Annotated in this window: 19 protein-coding genes; 4 read left to right on the top strand and 15 right to left on the bottom strand. The window is 72.7% G+C overall.

Going from position 1 to position 18896, the window contains the following annotated elements; translation table 11 throughout:
* Positions 1–24 precede the first annotated feature (24 nt).
* From BMW78_RS05010 to BMW78_RS04965, 10 genes are all read right to left on the bottom strand, one after another.
* On the bottom strand, positions 25–1035 hold the full coding sequence (locus BMW78_RS05010) for an aldo/keto reductase family protein (protein WP_091757030.1): 1011 nt from the start codon (positions 1033–1035) through the stop codon (positions 25–27).
* Between the two features lie 46 nt (positions 1036–1081).
* Positions 1082–1786, bottom strand: a complete 705-nt coding sequence (locus BMW78_RS05005) for a DUF4386 domain-containing protein (protein ID WP_177180274.1) — start codon at positions 1784–1786, stop codon at positions 1082–1084.
* Between the two features lie 163 nt (positions 1787–1949).
* Positions 1950–2426 carry a cupin domain-containing protein gene (locus BMW78_RS05000; RefSeq protein ID WP_091757025.1) on the bottom strand — a complete coding sequence of 159 codons (477 nt, stop codon included), beginning with the start codon at positions 2424–2426 and terminating at the stop codon, positions 1950–1952.
* Positions 2427–2542: 116 nt separating this feature from the next.
* Entirely contained in the window at positions 2543–3475 is a 933-nt protein-coding gene (locus tag BMW78_RS04995) for a sulfotransferase family 2 domain-containing protein (RefSeq protein ID WP_091757024.1), read from the bottom strand.
* Positions 3472–5436 carry a DUF6541 family protein gene (locus BMW78_RS04990; protein WP_091757022.1) on the bottom strand — a complete coding sequence of 655 codons (1965 nt, stop codon included), beginning with the start codon at positions 5434–5436 and terminating at the stop codon, positions 3472–3474. The genes BMW78_RS04995 and BMW78_RS04990 overlap by 4 nt, the downstream gene beginning before the upstream one ends.
* Entirely contained in the window at positions 5433–6164 is a 732-nt protein-coding gene (locus BMW78_RS04985) for an ABC transporter ATP-binding protein (RefSeq protein WP_091757020.1), read from the bottom strand. Before BMW78_RS04985 ends, BMW78_RS04990 begins: the two co-directional genes overlap by 4 nt.
* On the bottom strand, positions 6164–7075 hold the full coding sequence (locus BMW78_RS04980) for an ABC transporter permease (protein ID WP_245735667.1): 912 nt from the start codon (positions 7073–7075) through the stop codon (positions 6164–6166). Before BMW78_RS04980 ends, BMW78_RS04985 begins: the two co-directional genes overlap by 1 nt.
* Positions 7072–9012: a glycosyltransferase gene (locus BMW78_RS04975; protein WP_091757018.1), complete on the bottom strand. Its 1941-nt coding sequence runs from the start codon at positions 9010–9012 to the stop codon at positions 7072–7074. The genes BMW78_RS04980 and BMW78_RS04975 overlap by 4 nt, the downstream gene beginning before the upstream one ends.
* Positions 9009–10193: a UDP-galactopyranose mutase gene (gene glf, locus BMW78_RS04970; protein ID WP_091757016.1), complete on the bottom strand. Its 1185-nt coding sequence runs from the start codon at positions 10191–10193 to the stop codon at positions 9009–9011. The genes BMW78_RS04975 and glf overlap by 4 nt, the downstream gene beginning before the upstream one ends.
* Positions 10190–11131, bottom strand: coding sequence for a glycosyltransferase (locus BMW78_RS04965; protein ID WP_218144232.1), 942 nt, complete (start codon positions 11129–11131; stop codon positions 10190–10192). The genes glf and BMW78_RS04965 overlap by 4 nt, the downstream gene beginning before the upstream one ends.
* Positions 11132–11310: 179 nt before the next feature.
* On the opposite strand from BMW78_RS04965, the gene glfT1 reads away from it, so the two are divergent.
* On the top strand, positions 11311–12279 hold the full coding sequence (gene glfT1, locus BMW78_RS04960) for a galactofuranosyltransferase GlfT1 (RefSeq protein ID WP_245735666.1): 969 nt from the start codon (positions 11311–11313) through the stop codon (positions 12277–12279).
* A 47-nt stretch (positions 12280–12326) separates the two neighbouring features.
* Positions 12327–13589 (top strand): nickel pincer cofactor biosynthesis protein LarC, encoded by a 1263-nt coding sequence (gene larC, locus BMW78_RS04955; RefSeq protein ID WP_091757013.1) that lies wholly within the window; start codon positions 12327–12329, stop codon positions 13587–13589.
* Here larC and BMW78_RS04950 read toward each other — a convergent pair.
* Entirely contained in the window at positions 13520–14605 is a 1086-nt protein-coding gene (locus BMW78_RS04950; protein WP_218144231.1) for a LacI family DNA-binding transcriptional regulator, read from the bottom strand. The two genes, larC and BMW78_RS04950, sit on opposite strands and share 70 nt — an antisense overlap.
* Positions 14606–14735: 130 nt before the next feature.
* On the opposite strand from BMW78_RS04950, the gene BMW78_RS04945 reads away from it, so the two are divergent.
* Positions 14736–14963 carry a hypothetical protein gene (locus BMW78_RS04945; RefSeq protein ID WP_091757009.1) on the top strand — a complete coding sequence of 76 codons (228 nt, stop codon included), beginning with the start codon at positions 14736–14738 and terminating at the stop codon, positions 14961–14963.
* On the top strand, positions 14960–15595 hold the full coding sequence (locus tag BMW78_RS04940; protein ID WP_091757008.1) for a nucleoside/nucleotide kinase family protein: 636 nt from the start codon (positions 14960–14962) through the stop codon (positions 15593–15595). The genes BMW78_RS04945 and BMW78_RS04940 overlap by 4 nt, the downstream gene beginning before the upstream one ends.
* Positions 15596–15616: 21 nt before the next feature.
* Here BMW78_RS04940 and larB read toward each other — a convergent pair whose 3' ends face one another.
* The 4 genes from larB to BMW78_RS04920 form a co-directional block, all read right to left on the bottom strand.
* On the bottom strand, positions 15617–16309 hold the full coding sequence (larB, locus tag BMW78_RS04935) for a nickel pincer cofactor biosynthesis protein LarB (protein WP_091757006.1): 693 nt from the start codon (positions 16307–16309) through the stop codon (positions 15617–15619).
* Positions 16302–17153, bottom strand: a complete 852-nt coding sequence (gene larE, locus BMW78_RS04930; protein WP_091757404.1) for an ATP-dependent sacrificial sulfur transferase LarE — start codon at positions 17151–17153, stop codon at positions 16302–16304. Before larE ends, larB begins: the two co-directional genes overlap by 8 nt.
* A 154-nt stretch (positions 17154–17307) precedes the next feature.
* On the bottom strand, positions 17308–18624 hold the full coding sequence (locus BMW78_RS04925; protein WP_091757004.1) for a lactate racemase domain-containing protein: 1317 nt from the start codon (positions 18622–18624) through the stop codon (positions 17308–17310).
* A gap of 16 nt (positions 18625–18640) precedes the next feature.
* Complete coding sequence (locus tag BMW78_RS04920) at positions 18641–18886, bottom strand: hypothetical protein (RefSeq protein ID WP_091757002.1); 246 nt, start codon at positions 18884–18886, stop codon at positions 18641–18643.
* Positions 18887–18896: the final 10 nt, after the last annotated feature.

Here is an 18896-nt window from a genome sequence, read left to right as displayed (position 1 = left end):
TCGGACGAGGGCTCAGACGGGAGCTCAGACCGGGCGCTGGGCGGGGGCGTTCTCGGCGGTCCGGGCCGGGTCGCGCTCGACGACGGCGCCGAGGGCGTCGTCGACCTTGGCCATCAGCTCGGCCGGGATGGTGACGCCGGACGCCTTGACGTTCTCGCTCACCTGCTCGGGCCGGGAGGCGCCGATGATCGCGGAGGCGACGTTCTCGTTCTGGAGCACCCAGGCCACCGCGAGCTGGGCCATCGACAGCCCCAGCTCGTCGGCCACCGGCTGGAGCAGCTGCACCCCGGTGAGGACGTCGTCGCGCATGAACCGCGAGATCATGTCGGCGCCGCCCTTCTCGTCGGTCGCCCGCGAGCCGGCGGGGGGCTGCTCGCCCGGCTTGTACTTGCCGGTGAGCACGCCCTGGGCGATGGGCGACCAGACGATCTGCGAGACGCCGAGCTCCTTCGAGGTCGGGACGACCTCGCCCTCGATCACGCGCCACAGCATGGAGTACTGCGGCTGGTTGGAGACGAGCTGGAAGCCGAGCTCGCGGCTCAGCTCGACGCCGGCACGGATCTGGTCCGCGGTCCACTCGCTGACGCCGATGTAGAGCGCCTTGCCCTGCCGCACGATGTCGGCGAAGGCCTGCATCGTCTCCTCGAGCGGGGTCTCGGTGTCGTAGCGGTGGGCCTGGTAGAGGTCGACGTAGTCGGTCTGCAGGCGCTGCAGGGAGCCGTTGATCGACTCCATGACGTGCTTGCGCGACAGCCCGGTGTCGTTCTTCCCCTTGGGGCCGGTGGGCCAGTAGACCTTCGTGAAGATCTCCAGCGACTCGCGCCGCTCGCCCTTCAGCGCCTCACCGAGCACCGTCTCCGCGGCGGTGTTGGCGTAGGCGTCGGCCGTGTCGAAGGTCGAGATGCCGGCGTCGAGGGCGGCGCGCACGCACTGGGTCGCGGTGTCGTTCTCCACCTGGGAGCCGTGCGTGAGCCAGTTGCCGTAGGTGATCTCCGAGATCTTGAGGCCGCTGTTTCCGAGGTACCTGAAGTCCATGCTGGACACGGTATGCCGCGTGGCACCGGCCCGCGCTGCGAGCGTGTCAGCGCCTGCCCGGCGAAGGCGGACTCACCCTCAAGGGGCTCTCGAACGAAACTTCGGAGGGCAGGGGTGCCCGGCTGAAGCCCTTGACCAGCAACCAGACCGCCAGGACCAGCTCCTGGAGGAAGATGGGTGCCACGAGGGGCTTGTACCCGGTCACGTCGCTGTCGCTGAAGAGGGCCAGCAGGCAGCCGCACAGCATCAGCAGCACGGCGACGATGCCGAAGACGGACAGCCAGCGCGGCACGAGCCGCGAGCGGAAGAACACGACGTAGTACATCAGCGCGCCCACGCTGAAGGCGAAGACCGCGACGAGGGACGAGTGGCCGCGGACGCTCAGGAGGACGTCGGCCGATGCCTGGGTCGAGGCATCACCGGCGGAGGAAGCTGTGGCGTGCTGCTCACCCAGGGTCAGCAGGGACAGCAGGCTCACCACCCCGACGGTGTAGAAGACCGCTTCGATCGTCCTGAACACCACCGACCCCAGCGCCAGGGCGACGTCGAACTCCTTGAGCAGCGGGTAGAGCGTGATGGCGATGCCGACGCTCGTTCCTGCCGCGACCAGGTACAGCAGCGCGGCGGTGGCCACCTGCCCAGAGTGACCGGCTGCTTCCGCCAGGCGGTCCGACCCGCTGAGGGTGGGGAGCAGCGTTGCGGCCGCGATGGCGGCGAAGGTCGCCACCACGAGGAGCACACCTGTCGTCACGGACGTACGTCGAGTGGATGTCACCCGAACCTCCCTCCGTGGAGTCGGCCCTCCTGCCCCACATCGACCCTGCCGCTGCTCCGCGCACGCGGACAGGGACCTAGGTCGGTAATCCGGCGGCCGCCGGACAGGACGTCAGCAGGTCAGGCAGGACGTCAGCAGGTCAGGCGTGCTCGTCCGGCTCCTCCTGCGCGGGCTGGACCGACCAGCTCGGCGGCTCGTCCTCGCCGGACTCCTCGTCGCGCCCGGCGTCGGCGGAGGTGGGCTGCACCTTGCCCGCTGCGTGGTGCACCGGGGCGTAGACGGTGTACAGCCGCATCGGCTCGTCACCGATGTTGGTGATGTTGTGCCACGTACCGGCCGGCACCATGACGGCCCACCCGTCCTCGACCTCGCGGTCGAAGTCGAGCCGGTCCTTCGCTGGTCCCATCTGCACGCGACCGCGGCCGGCGTCGAGGCGCAGGAACTGGTCGGTCTCCGGGTGCGCCTCCAGGCCGATGTCCTCCCCCACCGGGATCGACATGAGGGTGAGCTGGAGGTACTTCCCCGACCACGCCACGGCGCGGTAGTGGGTGTTCTCCACCGTGGAGGTCTCGAGGTCGAAGCTCTGCGGGTCCGGCCCGATGTCCTTGATGGTCATGCGTCTCCCCCAGTCAGCCCGGGCGTGGTGTCCTACCGGTCGGTGCTCCTCCCGGCTCGTTCCTCCATCCGACTCCCCGGGGCGAGACCGTGTCAAGGAAGGCCAGGGGCGTCGGCTCAGAGCGCGGCCGTGCGACGTGGCGGGAGCGACCAGCTGCGCCAGGGCCGCCGGACCAGCTCCTCCCGAGTTCGCGTGGCCGCGGCATGAAGCACCTCGGCGCGCACGTTGTGCTCGACCTCCCGGTTGAGGCTGGGCAGCACCGCGGCGTCCAGCGTGCCGGTGAGGTGCACGTCGTCCGGGTCGAAGCCCAGGAAGGTGTAGTCGGCGGCGTACAGGTCGTGGATGCGGGCCAGGGTCCGGGCGTCGACCATGTCGACGCCGACGTCGACCGGCGAGTCGTTGTCGTGACCCACCGGGTGGAGGGCAGCCCCCTCGTCGGCGAGCCGGTCGGCAAGCCAGCCGATGGTCTCGCCCAGCCGGTCGGTGCGGCCCACGTGGTCGAAGCGGCTCAGGTCGCGCCGCAGCAGCTCGTGCTGCGAGACCAGGTGCACGTCGCGGTGCACGAGTGCCGGGTTGGCGTGCAGGTGGGCGACGAGCTGGTCGAGGTCGGCGAGCACCTCGTCGACGGAGTCGAACCGCCGCAGTCCCGGCTGGGGCAGGCCGAGCCGGTCACGGTAGTAGGGCGCCCGCACGAGGTACTTGCTCGACCACGTCGTGAGGAGCCGCTCGACGGGGTGGCGCACGACGGTGAAGACGTACCGCAGCCCGGCGTCCATCACCCGGGCGTAGGCCGCGTCGTCCAGCGTCGACACCATGGGGCGACCGCCGGCGTCCCCGTCCCAGATCGTCTGGCTGACCAGCGACTCCTCGCCGAGCGACTCGACGAACCGCCCGGGGAACGGGATGCCCGCGCTGCGGGTGAGCGCGACGTTGAGCGACGTGCCGGCGGCCTTCGGCACGGAGACGTACAACAGTGACCAGCCCGGGTGCAGGAACGCCAGCCCGTTGTAGCTCCGAACCCACTCGCGGAACTCCGCCTGCTCACTCATGGGTCTTTCCTCCTCGTCGTCACCGTGTCGTGCACGGTGGTCTCCCGGTCTTCCTCGCACGGCGGCACCTTGTAGAGCGTCAGCCGTCCGCCGTGCGCCACCGGCTCGAAGCCGGCGGCCTGCGACACGTCCAGCCCCGCGTAGATCCGCTGGCGGCGGTCGTCGCGCCAGAAGGCACTGGGCCCGGCGAGCACGTAGTCCACCTTCAGCGCCCGGGCCGCGGCGCAGGCCGCCGGGTCGGTGCGCACGTCGACGAGTGACGACGCGACGGTGGTCCGCTCGCTCCCCCACGACCCGCTCAGGTGTGGGAACAGCACCTCTCGTCCCCCGACAGCCTCCGCGAGGGCCGAGCCGTTCCAGGGGTTCCCGGCGATCACGGCGCCCGCGGGCACCACGTCGCGCAGCTCGGTGAAGAGCCGCTGCTCGGCGGGACCGGCGAGGGCCGCCTGGCCGTACCACCGCTGCACCACGCCGGCGTTGGCGCCGACCGTGGCTCCCTGCAGGCCCGCCAGACCGGTCGTCGCCAGCACGGCCACGGCAGCCACCAGCGGTGCGCGTCGCGGCCCCCGCACCGGGAGACGGTCGGCAACCCGGTCCGACAGCTCGGCGACGCCGAGGGCGGCCAACGGAACCGCGGTCACGGGCAGCAGCGCGCCGAGGCGGAAGGCGTCGTTGTACCAGGGCCCGGTGAGGGCCTGCGCGAGAGCCGAGTCCGACCCCGCCGCCAGCACGAACAACGCCCCCACGGCGACGTGGCAGCCGAGCAGCCACCGCAGCCGTGGGCGCAGCGCTGCCGACGCCACCCCGAGGAGACTGAGCGCCGCGGCGACGGCGGCCACCGGCAGTCCCCGCGGCGCCACCACGAGACCCTCCCCCACCGCCTGGGCCAGCGACTCCGCCGCCCGCCAGTCGGTGCCCCGGGTGACCGCGAGCAGGCTCGACCGGGTCACCACCCACAACAGGCCGAGGCAACCGAGCAGCCAAGCGACCCACCGGATACCACTCTGGCGCAGGCTGCGTCCGCGCCACGGTCCCCACGCGAGGGCCACCGCGGTGAGCGGCACGGCATACACCGCCGCGGTGACGACCACGTTGGGGTGCGCCAGCCCGAGGGCCGGCGCCGCGCCCAGCACCACCGCGGCGGAGCGACGTCGGCCCGCGACCGGGCGACGCGACAGCCCCACCGCGGAGACCATCGCCGCCAGGACGGGTGGGAGCAGCACGGTTCCCAGGGCGTTGGGCCACACGGTGCCGTAGGACAGGAGCAGGAACGGTGCCGCCCCGAAGGCGCCGGCCAGTAGGCCGCCCGCGACCAGCGCCGGAAGCCGAGGCCCGAGGGCCTGGCGCACCAGGGCGAGGCAGCCGAACGGCCACACCAGCGCCAGCGCGACCGACACGGCCGACGCCGCCACCACCGCCGAGACGCCGGTCTCTGCCACGAGTGCCGTGACCGCGTGCCAGGCGCCGGGGTAGAACGCGCTCTGCCGCTCGGGGCTCGACAGCGTGCCGATGCGCAGGCTCGAGACGCTGCCCGTCTCGAGGGCGCGCTGCACCACGTTGAGGTGGAAGACCGCGTCGTAGGTCTGCGGCACCCGGTCCGGGCTGCCGACACCGGCGACCACGGCCCCCGCACACAGGCCAGCGCCGAGGACCGTTGCGGAAACAGCGGATCCGCGCAGCCAGCGGGGGTCGGCGGCGACCGGCGTCCCGAGCAGGCGGCCCACCCCCCAGCCCACCACTGCCGCCACCACGGTGGCGACCACGACCGGAGCGGCACCCCAGCGCACCCCCGCCAGGTCGGCGCCGACGGCGGCCAGCGCCACCACGGTCACCGACAGCGGCGCAGACGCACCCCAGGCCGGTATGCCGCGCAGCCCGGCCGCCCAGCCGACGACGCCTCCCGGCACGACGAGGACGAGCACCGCGGTCACGACCGCCGGCGCCGCGGAAGCCCAGCTCACCAGCTGGCCCTCAGGGTGGTGACCGCCTCGTCGATGGCGCCGTCGTGGACCAGCCGGCCGCCGGCCAGCACGATGCCACGCGAGCAGAGGCCGGCGACGAGGTCGACGTCATGGCTGACGATGACGAGGGTGCGGCCCTGCGCGGAGAGGAGGCGGATGCGCTCGAGGCACTTGCGCCGGAAGGGCTCGTCCCCGACGGCCAGGATCTCGTCGACGAGAAAGACGTCGGGGTCGGTGTGGACGGCAACGGCGAAGGCCAGCCGCAGGAACATGCCCGAGGAGTAGAACCGCACCTGCGCGTCCAGGAACGGGCCGATGTCGGCGAAGGCGACGATGTCGTCGAACCGCGCACGGATCTCGTCCTCCTCGAGCCCGAGGATGGCTGCGTTGAGGAAGATGTTCTCCCGCCCGGTCAGGTCCGGGTGCAGGCCGGCACCGACCTCGAGCAGCCCGGCGACGCGTCCGCGCACGCCCACCCGCCCCTCGTCCGGGGCCATGACGCCCGCCATCAGCTTCAAGAGGGTGGACTTCCCGGAGCCGTTGTGGCCCAACAGGGCCACCGCCTCACCCTGGCTGACCTCGAAGCCAACCCCGGACAGGGCGGTGAACTCGTCACGCAGGCGCCGCCGCTGGGCCAGCCAGACCAGGCTCTCCTTGAGGGAGTGGGTGTGGCGCAGGCGGAAGTGCTTGTGCACGTCGTCGACGACGACGGCTGTGGGCGCCCCCATCACAGCTCCTGGGCGAAGCGGCCGGTCAGCCGGCGGAAGACCGCCTGGCCGAGGACGAGCACGCCGACGGACAGCACGAACGCCACGACGGTGTCGCGCAGCAGGCCGCTGGGCACCAGGTCGGCGTTCCCGGGCGAGGCGTTGGCCCAGGTGGCACGGTGCATGAGCTCGACGGCGACGGTGAGCGGGTTGGCCTGGTAGAGCCGGTCGAGCCACGAGCCCGTGCCGACCAGGTCGGTGACGCGCCGTGCCGAGTAGAAGACCGGGGAGAGCCAGACGAGCACCATCAGCAGCAGGTCGACGAGGTTCTCCAGGTCGCGGAAGAGCACGTTCAGCGAGCCGAGCAGCAGACCGACCCCCAGCGCGAGCGTGCCCACGAGGACGAGGGAGGCGAGCAGCGCCACCGTGCCGACCGCATCGGGTCGCCACCCGCAGGCGAGGGCCCCCAGACCCAGCACGACGAGCTGGGGCGCCAGGTGGACGGCAGCCACGCAGACCGACGACAGCGGGAACAGCTCGCGGGGCAGGTAGATCTTGCGCACGAGGTCGGCGTTCGCGACCACCGACCGCGTGCTGTTCGACACCGCCTCGCTGAACGTCGACACGACGGCCAGGCCACCGAAGAGGTAGACGGCGTAGTCGCCGATCTCCCGCTGGCGCAGCACCATCCCGAGCGCGACGAAGTAGACCCCGAACTGCACGGCCGGCTTGACGTAGGACCAGCCCAGACCGAGCACCGAGGCGCGGTAGCGGACCCGGAGCTCCTTGCGCACCAGCAGGGACAGCAGGTACCGACGGCCGAGGGCCTCGGCCAGCCGCCCACCGCGTCCGCGGACGACCAGGGGCGGCACGTCGCCCGGCTGGCTCGCCGGCCCACCCGCGCCGAGCCCCGGTGCAGCGGTGTCGCTCACGACGCCGGCGGCGAGGGGAGGTCGAGCGTCTTGCGCCAGCTCTCCTGCCCCACCAGGTCCCCGAGAGCCGACCGGTACCGGCGGGCCAGCACCGGCCACTCGCGCAGCAGCCGCTGGTGGACGGCGACGCTGTCGCGGAGCAGCGCCAGCGCCAGCGAGCGGTCGCGCCGGTGCCAGGAGACACCCGTCCCGTCCGTGGTCGAGACCAGCGCGGACTCCAGCCGGGAGAGGGTCCACCAGCCGGCGTCCGCCGCGGCCACGTGCCGCTGCGGGTGCGCCGACGCCTCCGACCCGACGGGCGTGAGCTGCCGCAGGAGCCCGGTGGCACCGGCCAGGGCCGTGCCGAGCGCGCCTGTCGGCCGCCGTGCGTCGAGCTCACGCTTGCGTGGACGCCCCCGCCGCAGCGCCGGGAACTGTTCCGGGTCAGGGCGTACGTCGGCGTCGGCCTGGCTGGCTCGCAGCGTGCGCACCTCGGCCAGCGTGGTCGACAGGTCGGCGTGCAGCCCCTCAGGGCCGGCGAGCACGTCCTCCAGGGCCCGTTGGCGCAGCAGCGCGGCGGAGTACTGCATGCCCAGCAGGTGCTTGGCCTGGATGGCCAGGCTCTCGCGCACCATGCGGCCGCCGTACCGGAACGGGGAGTGCAGGAGCGCTGCGACGAAGCGGTTGCGCGCGTGGAAGTAGGCCTGCCAGTCGACGCTGTCGTCCTTGTCGGTCCACGGGACGTGCCACACCGCCGCGCCCGGCAGCGAGACGGTGGGGAAGCCCGCCTCGGCGGCGCGCAAGCCGTACTCCGCGTCGTCCCACTTGATGAAGACGGGCAGCGACAGGCCCACCTCACGCAGGACCTCGGTGGGCAGCAGGCACATCCACCAGCCGTTGTAGTCGACGTCGGTGCGCCGGTGTAGCCACGGCGTGGACCGCAGGTTGGACACCGCCAGGTCGTGGCTGTGGTGGGTGGACGGCGCTGCGGACCAACGGAACTGCCACGGGAGCACCACCTCCGCGAAGGCGTGCAGCACCGACCGCTGGTGCATGCTGAACATGTGGCCGCCCACGATGGTGGGCCGCCGGGCGAGGTCGGCGAAGGCGACCGCCCGGGCGATGCCCTCGGGCTCGCACACCACGTCGTCGTCGAGCAGCAGCACGTGGTCGCTCGTCCCCCGGTCGAGCGTCTCGAGCATGGCGCGCGAGAACCCTCCCGATCCCCCGAGGTTGGCCTGGGGCAGCACCCTCAACCTCGGCCCCAGCCGGTCCTGGGCGGCGGGGAAGGCCGGGTCGTCGGCCACGGGCCGGTTGCCCTGGTCGACCACGACGACCTCGTCCAGCACCGAGGTGAGCTGCCCGTCCTGCACGGCGTCGCCCAGCTGTCCCAGCAGGGCGGCGCAGTAGTCCGGACGGTTGAACGTCGTGATGCCGACGGTCACGGTGCCGGGCGTGCGGCCGTGGTCGTCGACGCGCCAGTCGGCCTCGACCAGGGCGAGCTCATCCGCCCCGGCGACGAGGTCGAACCAGTACCAGCCACCGTCACCGAACGGCAGCAGTGGCAGGGGAACCCGGTGCTCGGTGTCGCCAGAGACCACCTCGCTGGCCACCCGCGCCACGGTCCCCCGGGCGTTGGATCGGTAGACGAGCAGGGTCCCCGGCCCGGTGGTCCGCACGGCCAGGGTGACCGTGTCGACGACCGACCACCGACGCCAGTAGCCGGCGGGGAAGGCGTTGAAGTAGGTCGCGAACGACGCCCGCTGCCCCGGTTCGAGCCGGTAGCCGCGTCGGCTCATCACCTGGTCCGGGTGGTGCTCGCTCGCGACGGCCACCACGGGTGCGACCCCGTCGTCCTGTGCGGGTGGCGGCACGTGCTCCCCGTCGACGTAGAGGGGCAGGACGTCCAGGTCGCCATCGGTGGGCAGCACCACGCGGGCCACGACACGCTCAGTCACAGCGCTACCTCCAGCCGCGGCGCGACCCGGCCGAGCAGGTCGTCGAGGTCGTTGTCCACCAGGCGGAGCGCGGAGGCGATCGCCATGTGCATGTCGAGGTACTGGTAGGAGCCGAGCCGGCCGCCGAAGGCCACCTGGTGCCGGGTGCGCTCGGCCTCGACCATGGTGCGGTAGGCCGCGAGGCGCTCCCGGTCGGTGGGCGTGTTCACGGGGTAGTAGGGCTCGTCGCCGGGCTCTGCGAAGCGCGAGTACTCGCGCACGACGACGGTCCGGTCGGTCGGGTAGTCGCGCTCGGGGTGGAAGTGCCGGAACTCCAGGATGCGCGTGTGTGGCACGTCGTCGTCGGCGTAGTTGAGCACCGGGGCACCCTGGAAGTCCCCCACCGGCAGGACCTCCTGGGCGAAGTCGAGGGTCCGCCAGCCCAGGGCGCCGTGGACGTGGTCGAAGTAGCGGTCGACCGGCCCCGTGTAGACCACCGGCACCTGTCCCCGCACCGTGTCGCGCGAGAACGGGTGCCCCGCCTCGAGGAAGTCCGTCTCCAGCCGGACGTCGATGCGCGGGTGGTCGACCATCCTGGTCAGCCACGCGGCATACCCGTCGGTGGGCAGCCCCTCCCACGTGTCGTTGAAGTAGCGGTTGTCGTAGGTGTAGCGCACCGGCAGCCGGCTGATGACCGACGCCGGCAGGCGCGTCGGGTCGGTCTGCCACTGCTTGGCGGTGTAGCCGCGGACGAAGGCCTCGTAGAGGGGGCGCCCGATGAGCGAGATCGCCTTCTCCTCCAGGTTGGCCGGCTCGCCCGCGATCTCGGCCGCCTGCCGGGCGACGAGGTCGCGTGCCTCGGCGGGGCCGAGGGCGCTGCGGAAGAACTGGTTGATGGTGCCCAGGTTGATCGGGAGCGGGTAGACCTCCCCCGCCCGCACCGACCACACCCGGTGGCGGTAGTCGGTGAACGACGTGAAGCGGTTGACGTAGCGCCAGACCCGCTCGTTGGAGGTGTGGAAGAGGTGGGCGCCGTAGCGGTGCACCTCGATGCCGGTCTCCGGCTCCAGCTCGCTCCACGCGTTGCCCCCGAGGTGGTCACGCCGCTCGACGACCACCACGTCCAGTCCGCGCTCGGCGGCCTGCTGGGCGACGGTGAGGCCGAAGAGCCCGGAGCCCACGACGACCAGGTCGGCCCTCATGCCTGCTCCCCCTTCCGCACGTCGCGGTGCACCCCCGGGCGCAGGTCCGGTCGCACCGGTTCCTGCACGGGCAGCCAGTCGAGCGCCCCACCGCGGTGCCCACTCACCGTGAAAGCCCGCCGGTATGCCGCGCGGCGCAGCGAGACGGGCACGACGCGGTACCCACCGCGCACCGCCAGGTTGCGCGCCAGCTCGCGACCGCTGGTGAACCCCTCCCGGTGCAGCCGCCGCTGCAGCCCCAGCTCGGAGCGCAGCAGGCGCAGGCCCCCGCGCCGCTCGTAGGACCCGGCGTCGACGCGGTACATCACCAGCGGCTCCGCCACGTTGGCGACGGCGGCACCGGCCGCGATCATCCGGCTGAACAGCCAGTAGTCCTCCAGCAGCGGCAGGTCGCGGTAGCCGCCTGCCTCGAGTACCGCCGACCGGCGGTAGATGACCGTCGGGTGGTTGAAGGGGCTGCGCAACCGGGCGGCCGCGGCAATGGCCCGCGGCCCCAGGGGCGGCACCCGCAGCCGGTCGTGGCTCGTCGTCGGGCCGGACTCGGCTGTCCCGTCGGAGAACTCGACCATGGCGGAGCCGACCAGGTCAGCCCCTGCCTCGATCACGGGCAGCTGCACGGCGAAACGGTGCGGCAGGCTGATGTCGTCGGCGTCCATCCGCGCGACGACCTCGTGTCGGCAGGCCGAGAGGCCGCACTGCAGCGCCTGCGCGAGGCCGACGTTGTGGTGCAGGCGCAGCCGCCGCACGGGGACCGGGCTGCCCGACTCCAGCCGCTCCAGGGCGGAGGCCAGCTCTGCTGTCACCAGGCCGTCCTGCACCACCACGACCTCGTCCGGCCGGCGGAGCTGGTCGTGAACGGTGCTCTGGAAGGCACGGGTGACGTGTCCGGGGTCATCGCCCCGGTAGACGGGAAGGAGCAGCGAGAAGGGCTCTGGCACAACCGAGAACGTAGGCAGCGTGGGGATACGGACGGTGAACTGGCCGCGACCGGCGGACGTCCTTCAGACAAGGCCCTCGGGGCCCTCGACCTCGTGCGGCGACCGCCGCCCGGCGCCGGACACCCGGGGTTCACCGCCGGGCCACTGTGGCGCCGTCTCCGCCGCCTAGCGTCGGCCGCGTGGACATCACCCAGAGCACCGTCGTGTGCGTGGTCGTCACCCGCGACCGCACGGAGCAGCTGCGCTCCGCCGTGGCCGCCATCAGGGACCAGAGCCGGCGCCCCGACCACCTGGTCGTGGTGGACAACGGGCCGGACCCCGCCGTCGAGGCGGTGGCGGCCCGCAGCGGCATACCCGTCACCTACGTCCCCTCGGCGACGAACCTCGGTGGGGCAGGTGGGTTCGCGCTCGGCATCCTCACCGCACGGGCGCTGGGAGCCGACTGGGTGTGGCTTGCCGACGACGACGGGCGGGCGGCCGACCGGTGGACCCTCGCACGGCTGCTGGTGTGCGCCCACGAGCACCGCCTCGCAGCGGTCTCGCCCCTGGTGGTCGACATCGAGGACCCCGAGCAGCTGGCGTTCCCGTTGCGGCGCGGGCTGCGGTGGGTCCGCCGGCGTGACGAGCTCGGCCCCGAGGTCCTGGTCGACGGCGTGGCGAACCTCTTCAACGGAGCCCTGTTCTCGGCAGCCGCCCTCGACGCCGTGGGAGTGCCCGACCCCCGCCTCTTCGTCCGTGGTGACGAGGTCGAGGTGCACCGTCGGCTGCGGCGCAGCGGCCTGCGCTTCGGGACGTGTGCACCAGCGCTCTACCTGCACCCGCAGGGTCGGGACGACTGGGCGCCCCTGCTCGGCGGCCGGCTGATGGTGCTGAGCCCGCGCGACGCGACCAAGCGCGAGCGGACCTACCGCAACCTCGGCTACCTGACCGCACAGCCCGGGCTCCGCTGGCGCCGACTCCCCGACGCCTCACGCTACGCCTGGTACTACCTGGCCCAGCGGCACGACTCCGCCGGTTTCCGGGAGTGGTGGCGCTGCACCCGCGAAGGCCGTGGTGAACGCTTTCCCGTTGCCACCCCGCTGCCCTCGTCGACGGCCACCTGCTCAGGCGCCGTCGTCCACGAGCTCACGTCGACCCGCGCCTGCTGAGAGGCGGCCTGTCGTCACACGGCCCGGCACGTCGCTAGGTTGGGGCGGTGACCTCGACCGCACCCGGCTCCGCTCTCCCACAACGCCACCTGTGGATCGACGCCAGTGCGGGCGTCGCGGGCGACATGTTCCTCGGGGCCCTGGTGGACGCCGGTGCGCCGCTCGCCGAGGTGCAGGGCGCCGTCGACGCGGTGCTGCCCGACACGGTGCGGCTCACCGCACAGGAGGTCCGGCGGGCAGGCCTGCGGGCGACCCGGGTCGTCGTCGAGGTGACGCAGCCGGACCAGCCGAGCCGCACCTGGGCCGACATCCGTGAGCTGCTGAGCGAGGCCGACCTGCCGGCCGCCGTGGCGGCCCGGGCGCTCGAGGCGTTCCGCGTGCTGGCCGAGGCGGAGTCACGCACCCACGGCATCGCCCCGTCTGACGTGCACTTCCACGAGGTGGGCGCGTGGGACTCGATCGCCGACGTGGTCGGCACGTGCGCGGCCGTGACGCTGCTCGGCGTCGAGACGGTGACCGCCTCCCCCGTCGCGCTCGGCTCCGGACGCGCGGCAACGGCCCATGGCGAGCTGCCCGTGCCCGTGCCCGCCGTGCTCGAGCTCGCGAGGGGCTGGTCCGTGACAGCGGGCGGCGAGGGTGAGCTGGCCACCCCCACGGGCATGGCTCTCGTCCGGTCGCTGGCCACCGCCTGCGAACCCCTTCCACCGATGGAGGTCGGTGCGGTCGGTGTCGGTGCGGGCGGCAGGGACACCCCGGGGCGCGCCAACGTCGTCCGGGCCGTCATCGGCGCACCGGCCGAGAGGCCGGCGGGCGTGGCCGCTGACGTGGGGGCTGTCGACGGCACGCAGGACCTCCTGGTCCTGGAGGCCAACGTCGACGACCTCGACCCACGTGTCTGGCCCGAGGTCCTGGCGAGCCTGATGTCGGCCGGCGCGGCCGATGCCTGGCTGACGCCGATCCTCATGAAGAAGGGGCGGCCCGCGCACACCCTGTCGGTACTGTGCCGCCCGGTCGACCGCCGGCGGATGTGCGACCTCGTCCTCTCGGCGACCAGCACCTTCGGCGTGCGCGAGCACCCGGTGAGCCGCCTTGCGCTGCAACGGGACTGGCGCTCCGTGACGGTGCACGGACATCCGGTGCGGGTGAAGGTGTCACTGGCCGCCGACGGCACCGTCCGGCACGCCACACCGGAGTTCGAGGACGCGGCAGCCGTGGCACGGGAAATCGGCCTGCCGGTGCGTCAGGTGCTCGACGACGCGGGGGCCGAGGCGCGGTCAGCGGGGATCGCCGTCGGGTCGAGACTTCCGTAGGCGCACCCACACGAGTCCCGGTGCTTGAGGGTCGGGGGCATGACGACGCGTCGGGGAGGCAGCTGGGGGTCGGCCAGGCGAGCCAGCACCATCCGCACGGCTTCCCGGCCGAGGAGCTCGGTGGGCTGGGCCATCGCGGTGAGCCGCGGGTGGAAGACGTCGGCCCACGGGAAGTCGTCGAAGGACACCAGCGCGAGGTCCTCCGGAATCCGCAGGCCCCGCTCGCGCGCCCCCTGCAGCGCGCCGATGGTCATGAGGTTGTTGGCGACGACCACGGCAGTGGGCGGCTTCGGCAGGTCGAGCAGCTCGAGCAGCGCGGCTCGACCGCCCGCCACGTCCGAGCTGCCTGACCGGATGAGGTCGGAGGACGCCCTGATTCCCTTGCTGCGCAGGGCCTGGCGGTACCCCGTGACCCGTTCCTCCGTGGTGACCACGCCGGGGAGACCACTGACCATCCCGATGCGCCGGTGGCCGGCGTCGGCGAGGTGGGAGACCAGCTCTCGCATGGGGCCGACGTTCTCGGTGCCCACCTGGTCGACCGCGGCCTGTGGAACCAGCCGGTCCACCAAGGTGAGGGGAACCCCGGCACGCGCAGCCTGGGCGATGGCCTCGCGTCCGTCGCTGGCAGGCGCCAGGATCACCGCCTCGACCCCCCGCTCGAGGAAGTTGGCGACGACCCGGATCTCGTCCGTCGGCCGGTCGTGGGTGTCGGCCAGGAGCATGGTGAACCCGTGTGCTGCAGCCTCGCTCTCGATGGCCTGGACGACCTCGCCGAAGTAGACGTTGGAGATCGCGGACATGGCGACGCCGATGGTGCGGGCCCCCACGTGCCGGAGGGAACGGGCGGTGTGCTCGGGGACGTAGCCGCACTCGGCGACTGCGGCCATGACCGCCCGCTCGGTGGCTTCGCTGACGACACGGGTCCGGTTGATGACGTGGCTGACCGTCGTCACGGACACACCAGCCACCTTGGCGACGTCGCTCATGGACGCCTTCGGGCTTCGACGTGTCGGCACGACGCAAACGTACACGTTGCGCAACGGGTTGCGGACGCCTTCATCGACGGTCTCAAGGGGTGGCGCAACACGTTGCGCACAATTATGCTCCTACAGGGCCACAGTCGATGCGGGAGCGAGGTCGGTACTCATGGCAGTCGGAACGCGCCAAGAGGTGTACGTGGTTTTCGAGGGCGTCTTCACGCTCGACCCCGGAGCGACGACGGACAACGGCTGGGTCACAGTGCGCACGCCGCCCGGAGCGCGCGTCGAGCTCCCGGTGGAGGCGGTGGCCGAGTGGGACGTGGACACCCCGGTCCGCCCGGACGGCCGCTTGTCTGAGGTGGCTGCACCGTTTCCGAGAGGCATTCGCTGGTGACGGGGACGTCCGTCGACGACCTGGTCGAGCGGCTCCGCACACTGGCGGCGTCTGGGGGCGGCCGGACCATGGTCGGGATCGTCGGGTCGCCAGGGTCCGGCAAGTCGACCCTGGCGACCCTGCTGGCCGAGCGGCTGGTCGACCACGGTGCCGTCGTGGTCCCGTTCGACGGCTTCCACCTCGCCAACGCAGTGCTGGAGAGGCGTGGCCTGCAGGGCCGCAAGGGCGCCATGGAGACCTTCGACCTCGACGGCTACGCCCACCTCCTGCAACGACTCCGGCGGGCGAGCACCACGGTCTACGCGCCCGACTACGACCGATCCATCGAGGAGCCGATCGCGGGGGCCGTGGCGGTTCCACCCAGCAGCCGTGTGGTGATCACCGAGGGCAACTACCTTCTCGCGGACCACCCCGCGGCCGGGCGCGCGCAGCGAGCCCTCGACGCCGTGTGGTACCTCGACCTGGACGAGGACACCCGGACCGAACGGCTGGTGGAGCGGCACATCAGGTTCGGCAAGACACCGGCAGAGGCCAGGGCGTGGGTGGCTGGGTCCGACCAGCGCAACGCCGACCTGGTCGCGAGAACGCGAGAGAGGGCCGACCTGGTCCTGCGGCTGCCCGACAGCCGTTGACGACGAGCCGTAGCCCTGGCGTCACGGCGACGTGGCGGGCGCAGCGATCTGCGCGGCCATGTGCCCGGCTCCGTAGCCGTTGTCGATGTTGACGACGGCGACCCCGGGCGCGCAGCTGTTGAGCATCGTCAGCAGCGGCGCGAGCCCCTCGAAGGCGGCGCCGTAGCCGACCGAGGTGGGCACGGCCACCACCGGCGCCGACACCAGGCCCGCCACCACGCTCGGCAGGGCACCGTCCATGCCGGCCGCGACGATGATGGCCCGCGCGGCGCGCAGCTGCTCGAGCCGTCCGAGCACCCGGTGCAGCCCTGCCACGCCGACGTCGACGACCAGCTCGGCTCGGCGCCCGAGGTGGCGCGCGGTCAGCAGCGCCTCCTCGGCCACCGGCAGGTCGGATGTGCCGGCGGCCAGGACGAGCACCGTGCCACCGGTGGGCTCCGGCGGCTCTGCCGGCCACGCGAGAAGGCGAGCCGTCGCGGCATACTCGGCGTCGGGGAGGGCGGCCAGCACGGCCTTGGCGTGCGCCGACGTGGCCCGCGTGAACAGGGTGCGCACGCCGCGATCCCCGACGGCGGCCGCGATGACACCGACCTGCTCGGGCGTCTTGCCCTCGCAGTAGACGGCCTCGGGGTAACCGCGCCGGTGTCCCCGCTCGAGGTCGAGCTCGGCGATGCCGCGCAACGCCTCCCCCGGCTCCCAGGCGCCGTCAGCCACGGCCGACCGCCACCAGCGGGAGGGTGAAGGCGCCGGACTGGAGCCCGGCGAGGTCGACGGCGACGAAGCGGAACCCCGCCGCCCGCACGGCCTGCTGCACCCGCTCGCGCAGCTCCGGGCCGACGGCACGCACCAGGTCGTCCGCAGTCAGCTCGACGCGGGCGACGTCACCGTGGTGGCGGACCCGGCAGTCGGCGAATCCCAAGGCGTGGAGCGCCTGCTCGGCCGCCTCGACCTGCGCCAGCTTCTCCGGGGTGACCTCCTCGAAGTGTGGGATGCGGGAGGCCAGGCAGGGCGCCGCGGGCTTGTCGGCACAAGGCAGCTCCAGCGCCCGCGCGACCCGCCGCACCGCCGCCTTGTCGAGCCCTGCCTCGGCCAAGGGGCACAGCACCAGGAAGTCGGTGGCGGCCCGAGAGCCGGGCCGGTCAGGTCGCAACACGTCGTCGGCGTTCTCGCCGTAGGCGACGGCGTCGAGCCGGTGCGCGGCGACGACCTCGTCGTCGATCCGGGCGAACAGCTCGGTCTTGCAGTGGAAGCACCGGTCGGGGCCGTTGGCCCGGTATGCCGCGCGGTCACCCTCGTGGGTCTGCACCTCCACGACGGGCGCGCCGATGAACGAGGCGACCGCGTGTGCGGCGGTCCGCTCGGTCGCGGCCAGGCTGGGCGAGACGCCGAGCACCGCGACGACCCGGTCAGACCCCAGCGCCCGTACGGCAAGTGCGAGGAGGGTGGAGGAGTCGACCCCGCCGGAGAAGGCCACGCCGAGCCGGCCGGCCCCCTGCAGCTGCTCCGTCACGGCGTCGACGAGCCGTTGGTCCGCCCCGAACTCGACGTCCACCTGCATGCGCGTCACCTCAGCTGTCCTCGACTGGTCGAGTGACCATTGTCCGCCGCGGGTCGTCGGGTCGCACCACCGCCCGCCCTGTCGCCCCCTCGCCGGTCGCCCTGTCGCCCCCTCGCCGGTCGCCCGGTCGTCCTGTCGTCCTGTCGTGGCCGGCTCAGCGGAGCCGGAACAGGACCTCGCCGGCCTGTGGCACGACGAGGGTGTCGGGGTCTTCCTCGAACGCGGCGACGTCGACCTCCCGCGGATCGAGGTAGTGCAGGTTCGCGGCGCGCACGACGTCCCCCGGGATTCCCGTCGCCAGGGTCACCGTCACCCGAGGGCGCTCACCCTCGACCTCGTCCCAGGTGCCGGCGCCGCGCAGGTGCGTCGAGTGGGCGAGCACGCCCCAGTGCACGTCCTTGAAGCGGTCCCACTGCTTCACGAAGTAGTCGCGCACGTGGTAGCCGACCTCGTTGATCTCCGGGTGCATCGCGGCGATCTGCGTGACGTGGGGCGCGTAGAGGATGACCTCGCCGCCGTCGGCCACCACCGGCTCGAGCTTGTAGAACCCCTTGGCGGCGGTCCAGATGTCCTCGTACTTCTCGGGCATGATCGACAGCACCCGGCGCACCGGCGCATCGAGGTAGCGCACGTGCGTCTGTGCCGAGACGTCGGCCGCGGCAGCCCAGGCCGCCTCGGGCGTGCCGAACGCCAGGGCGTGCAGGTCGCTGCTGCCCGACCGCACCACCAGGCACAGGGCCAGCCGCTCGCTCGGGATCATCGACGCCGCCTCGTTGATGAGCGCGCGCACCGGCGTGATGCCGCGGGTGCCGATGATCTCCGCGCTGGTGATGAGGGCCCCGAGCCAGTGGGAGAGGTCGATGACCTCCTGGCCGGCCACACCGGGGAAGAAGTACTTGTTGCCCCCGGAGAAGCCGACGACCTCGTGCGGGAACACCGGCCCGACGACGAGCGCGACGTCGTGCTCGACCACGTGCCGGTTGAGCCGGACGTCCACGGCCTCGTTCAGCCGGCCCTCCGACAGCTCCTCGATGCGCGAGGCGGGGATCGTGCCGAGGGAGACCAGCGCGTCCGGGTCCCACCACTCGTGGTTGACCACGGCCATGCCTGGGTATGCCGCGTCCAGCCCGCCCTCGGGGCAGCCGACGTGTCGCGCCAGCGCGGCGTCGTCCATCGCGGCGTGGGTGCCCAGCGCGACCAGCACGGTCAGCCGGGTGACCCGCCCGACCAGGGAACCGTGGATCGCCTTGAGCAGCAGCGGGAGCGGACAGGTGCGCGTGCCGTCGGGCACGACGAGGCAGACGCTGCGACCGTCGAGGTCGTGGCCCGAGATGCAGGTCTGCACGAACTCGACGACCTCGGCCTCGGACAGCACCCGGTCGGGGCCGCCGAGACTCTGTGCCTGCGCCGCCTGCTCACCGGCGGTGTGGGGCAGCGTGGCAGGGGTCGTGAGGCTGTCGGTGGTCGCCATGACCGCACCCTAGCTCTCAGGGCTCCATGACCTCCTGGCCCACCGGCCGGTCGGTGGCCGGGTGCTCCACGAGGGCCAGGATGCGGCTGGCCATGAAGCGAGCGGAGCGCACCGGCGTCCCACCGCGGGTCACCTCCGTGACCTCGACGATCCCTCGGCCGGTGTTGATCTCCACACGCCGCCCGTTGCGGGTCGCCACCACCTCGTAGGTCCGGACCTCGCCGCCCGCATCGATGACGATCTCCACCCGGTCACCCCGCACATCCCCACGG

The sequence above is a fragment of the Pedococcus cremeus genome, from assembly GCF_900111375.1.
Taxonomy (GTDB): Bacteria; Actinomycetota; Actinomycetes; order Actinomycetales; family Dermatophilaceae; genus Pedococcus_A; species Pedococcus_A cremeus.
The sequence above is the reverse complement of the archived record's forward strand: the minus strand, read 5'-3'. Positions and strand labels throughout refer to the sequence as shown.

Coding starts and splice junctions, on each gene's coding strand:
- glf (WP_091757016.1), bottom strand. CDS start 10,193: ATGAGGGCCGACCTGGTCGTCGTGGGCTCCGGGCTCTTCGGCCTCACC.
- BMW78_RS04945 (WP_091757009.1), top strand. CDS start 14,736: ATGGCAGTCGGAACGCGCCAAGAGGTGTACGTGGTTTTCGAGGGCGTC.
- BMW78_RS05010 (WP_091757030.1), bottom strand. CDS start 1,035: ATGGACTTCAGGTACCTCGGAAACAGCGGCCTCAAGATCTCGGAGATC.
- BMW78_RS04925 (WP_091757004.1), bottom strand. CDS start 18,624: ATGGCGACCACCGACAGCCTCACGACCCCTGCCACGCTGCCCCACACC.
- BMW78_RS04985 (WP_091757020.1), bottom strand. CDS start 6,164: ATGGGGGCGCCCACAGCCGTCGTCGTCGACGACGTGCACAAGCACTTC.
- BMW78_RS05000 (WP_091757025.1), bottom strand. CDS start 2,426: ATGACCATCAAGGACATCGGGCCGGACCCGCAGAGCTTCGACCTCGAG.
- larE (WP_091757404.1), bottom strand. CDS start 17,153: ATGCAGGTGGACGTCGAGTTCGGGGCGGACCAACGGCTCGTCGACGCC.
- BMW78_RS04995 (WP_091757024.1), bottom strand. CDS start 3,475: ATGAGTGAGCAGGCGGAGTTCCGCGAGTGGGTTCGGAGCTACAACGGG.